Origin of the sequence: Microseira wollei NIES-4236 (assembly GCF_020521235.1) — a bacterium.
GTDB lineage: Bacteria > Cyanobacteriota > Cyanobacteriia > Cyanobacteriales > Aerosakkonemataceae > Microseira > Microseira wollei.
This window is the reverse complement of the sequence record NZ_BLAY01000355.1, coordinates 1-3,759: the sequence shown is the minus strand read 5'-3', so window position 1 is coordinate 3,759 and position 3,759 is coordinate 1. Positions and strand designations below refer to the sequence as shown.

Annotated in this window: 1 protein-coding gene and 1 pseudogene; both read left to right on the top strand. The window is 42.1% G+C overall.

Annotated elements, in window-relative coordinates; translation table 11 throughout:
• Positions 1–425: pseudogene (locus tag MiSe_RS48070) on the top strand (hypothetical protein); the annotation flags it as partial.
• Positions 426–710: 285 nt separating this feature from the next.
• Positions 711–3,759, top strand: a 3,049-nt coding sequence (locus MiSe_RS48065; RefSeq protein ID WP_226594435.1) for a LamG domain-containing protein, incomplete at its 3' end; no start/stop codon positions are given.

Here is a 3,759-nt window from a genome sequence, read left to right as displayed (position 1 = left end):
AAGTAGAAGACCTCTTAATGGACTTTCAAGTTAGCAATATCATTCGGTTTGATGAAACAGGTTTTGTCTTAGATGAGCAAGTTACAACTCTCGTTCCACCTCTGGTTGTAGATTCAGTAGTAAAGCCTATGCTATCCAAGCATTCTCTCCTTCCTGATGATATCTTAGAATGGTCTCTCCACCAAGGTGGAACCAAGGTTTTGTCTGAGTTTACAAAGCCAGAAATACTCGGACTAAGTGATGCCCAGATTGCTAGATCAAAGCATTTTTTTCATAATTTTGGAAATATGAGTTCACCAAGTTGCTTTTTGGTATTCGACAGCTTTTTTAAAGAAGAATGTAAAGATAAGCTAGGCAAATTGGGTATGGTAGTTAGCTTTGGCGCTGGCTTGTATCAATTTTCGCTTTTATATTGCTGGACTTAGTAACTTTTAGAAGTAGCCCTGATCGCACAATCCGATTTTTTGTAGGGAATCCATATTACCCGACTGATCAACGAAGTTTGTTAAAAAAATGTTATGAAATTGATCGATCAAGTAAAAGCATAGTAATCTTCTATATGGTAAGATTGATCTGGAAAGATAAAAATAAGAGATTCATCTTTATGGTCTTTGATGAATGAATAAATTCCTTTCAAGCTCAAAATGCGAGTCATCGAAAGAGTTGAAAAAACTTCAGCATACAGATAGTTTTTAACCAAGGGTACTACCATGACAATCCTCACCAAAGAAAAACTCCAACACCTGAACAGCATCACCCACGAAGGTAAAGTAGTTGTTCTCGCTACTGATGGTGATGGGAAGATTTGGTACACAGTCAAACAAGATGGCTTTGAAGATAGCTATCTCAACCAACCAGCCGAGTCAAGAACTGGTTGGGAAAGCTGGCAACAACTAGAATTCCCTGATGAACCCAACGATATATCAGTCATCAACAAAGAAACAGCAGAGTTAACTTACAAGAGTGACACCACTAAATTCGTCATCAAATCTCGCTACAGAACCAAAGAAATAACAGCCGTCGCCCCCGTTCAACTTGTTTCAGCACTAGGACACATTTACGTATTCCGCCAATCTACAACCAATACGCTGTTAGTGGATCGCTTTGTTTTAGATGGGATGACCAACACGCTTAATCGCAAGCTAGAAGTGCGGTTTAAGCGCAGTAGGCAAAAGCACGAACCGACAAAAAACATGAACAAAGGGTCTAATGGACTCGTAAATATCGACTCCTTAGACTTCCGAGATGCCAACGGCCTTCCCTTCTACGAACCCACCACCGAACTCTGTGCCATTGGGAACTTGCAAAAAGGTTGGTTTGCAGTTGTTTTAGTTCCCACCATCGAAAGTGATGTTTATCGCTGGCATATTTTTGCCTACAACAGTCAAACCCAAAAAGTCGAATTGACAACCCTCCGCGCCTCTGATGAAGGACTATTTGAGGTCAAAGATTACACCATTTGGGAAGACTCTGACAAAGGCTTACTACCCCGGAGTATTGCTGGTGTAATTAAGCGCACCTTAGAGATTGGCAGCGTCACCATCAACAACGGTTTAGCCGCCACCAAATACGATTTACAACAGTCTCAGATGACTCAATCAGGGGAAGAGCAACTGTTGAAAACTGCCACCAGATTGATGTTAGCCGTTCCCACCACCACAGGAACAGCCGCCCTCAGTTTTGCCATTGCCGCAGATGGCACCCTCGCCCAAATCGACGAAACCCCTGAAAAAACCATCATTCGCAGTAACCAGCGCGAAGTTTTGTTACCCCTTAACACCTTAGATGAAATCAAAGCCTTTGGTGACAGAACACCAACCCCCCAAGGTATTATTGTGGGGCTATTGGAGGGTACTAAAGCAGAAAACGCCGAAGATTTGGTGAAGGTATCTACCAATAGCCAAGCCGCAGGATTAGCCGATGGCGACTTAGTAAAAATCAGTGGAACTAAAGATTATCAAGGTCTTTATAACACCCGAAGAATCGATGCTAATACCTTTGAGATTAGCATCGCCACGGGTACTGAACTAGGTTATTGGGAGAAAGAAGAGGAAGAAGAAGGCGGCTTGATTTTTGATGGCATGATTACTGCCTACGAAAAAACAGCCGATGGTAAATTAAAAGTTTCTTGTCCCAATCATGGTTTAGAGGACGGAGATCAAGTTCAGATTTATGGTACACAAGCCTACAACGATACTTATCCAGTCAAAAAGATTGACGACACCCACTTTGTCATTGAGCGCAAATGGGCAACGGGAGAAGCCGTCAATGTCAGATTAGTAGCCCTGAAACGGCGCGGCATAGTCTTTGATGGCGTGGATGATTATGTAGAAATTCCCTACTCCGCAGAACTCAATCCCAAGCAATTTACTGTTAGCTGTTGGGCAAAAGTTACCGGAGGACAGGGGACTTATCGCTCTCTAGTTACCTCCCGCGATATCAATACCAGCAATAATACCTTTGGATATATTATCTATGCTGGAGAGAATAACAAATGGCAATTGTGGGTTGGTAATAATACCCAAAATTGGACCATAGTTACTGGTTCCGATATTGTCCTTAATCAATGGACACACATTGCCGCTACCTTTGATGGTAGTAAAGCTAAACTGTACATCAATGGAGTATTTGCCGCAGAAGTAGCAGCAAATTATACAGGTAACACAGCCCGTCCTTTGCGAATTGGCACGGGAAAAACCGAGGGAACTGCACAACAGTTTTTCTCTGGTCAAATTGCCGATGTTCTAATTTGGAACTTAGCCCGCACCGAAGCAGATATCAAAAATAGCATGTATCTGCAACTAACTGGCAAAGAAACTGGTTTAGTGGGTTATTGGCGCTTAGGTGGCATCTCTGAAGGGAAAGTCGTTGACTTTTCAGTTAACGGTAATGATGGTAAAGTCTATAGCGATCCCTATGTGGGAGCAATGACCCTCAACCGTAAACTGGGAGACAATACAACTGACGCAGTTAAATATAGCAATTCTGAGCTATTTGCTGTCAGTCAACGGGCAATCTATGAAGAAAGCTTCGAGTTTAAGGTTAATTCCCCAACTGCTGTTAATCTTGCCTATTTAAATAATGCCGATGGACGAAATCTAGGTAATAAGATTTTCACCCTATCCTATTGGGGAAAAACTAGCCGCAGTGCTGAAGAGAAAAAGCCGATTACTACTTTCGTGCAGAATGTGTTTGAGGATGTCGGTGGTGGCTGGTTTCGGGTGTCTGCCAACGTGACTATTCCTGATGGGGTGAGTATGTTGCGTTCTTTTGAGATTAACGATATCAAAGGAACTTGGACATCTCTGGAAATTCGCAAGCACCGCATCCGGTTATTGTCTGACAGTATTACTGAGGCTAAATATACTGACAGCGTCACTTTGACAACTTTGGCAGATGCTTATGCTCAATTACCACAACAATTAAGGACATTAGAGTTTAAGGAACAGCAAGAATTTTCCATACTAAAAGAAAAGCGAGAACTGGAAGATAAAATCGCTTTGATAAGTAGTGGAAACCTAAGCGCACTAGTAGCTGCACAGCAAACAAAAGTCAATGGTCTACTAGCAACTAAAAATGAAAAATTTGCCATTTATCAAAATGAACTCAATAGTCCATTTAACTATTACTGTCAAATAAAACTGCCCAACGATCAGATGCCAAAGCAAGATGGGAAACCCTATCTCCAGGCTCAAGGCGGTACTGAAAATGTCGTCAGATGGTCATCTGGACAAAACTGGCAGTTTATTGACCAAGGCA